The organism is Microbacterium sp. USTB-Y (assembly GCF_023703415.1).
GTDB lineage: Bacteria > Actinomycetota > Actinomycetes > Actinomycetales > Microbacteriaceae > Microbacterium.
The window spans coordinates 1-695 of the sequence record NZ_JAGMTU010000019.1 but is presented as its reverse complement, the minus strand read 5'-3'; the positions used below and the strand labels follow the sequence as shown (position 1 = coordinate 695).

The window sequence follows — 695 nt, the reverse complement described above, 5'->3', positions numbered from 1 at the left end:
GGTCGGTTGTCGGTGGAGGAGAAGGTGGGTCAGATGCTGCAGTTGGATGCGCGGGATGATCTGGCTGATCATGTGCTGCGTCGTCATGTGGGGTCGGTGTTGCATACGTCGCCGGAGCGGATCGTGGAGGCGAACCGGTTGACGGCGCTGACGCGGTGGGGGATCCCGTTGCTGGTCGGGGAGGACTGCATTCACGGGCATTCGTTCTGGCCCGGGGCGACGATCTATCCGACCCAGTTGGGGATGGCCGCGTCGTGGGATCCGGTGCTGGTGGAGCGGGTGGCGCGGGCGACGGCGGAGGAGGTGTCGGCGACGGGGGTGCATTGGACGTTCTCGCCGGTGTTGTGCATCGCCCGGGATCTGCGGTGGGGGCGGGTCAGTGAGACGTTCGGGGAGGACCCGTTCCTGATCGGGGAACTCGCGAGCGCGATGGTCCGCGGGTATCAGGGGAAGGGGCTGTCGGATCCGACGGCGGTGCTGGCGACGGCGAAGCATTTCGCGGGGTATTCGGAGACGCAGGGCGGGCGGGACGCGTCGGAGGCGGATATCTCACGCCGCAAGCTCCGGTCGTGGTTCCTGCCGCCGTTCGAGCGGGTCGCGCGGGAGGGGTGTCGCACGTTCATGCTCGGGTATCAGAGCACGGACGGGGTCCCGATCACGGTGAACGACTGGCTGCTGTCGGACGTGCTGCGTGG

Annotated in this window: 1 protein-coding gene; it reads left to right on the top strand. The window is 67.9% G+C overall.

Going from position 1 to position 695, the window contains the following annotated elements:
• On the top strand, window positions 1–695 hold a 695-nt coding region (locus J8G10_RS19290), incomplete at both ends, for a glycoside hydrolase family 3 protein (RefSeq protein WP_285814525.1).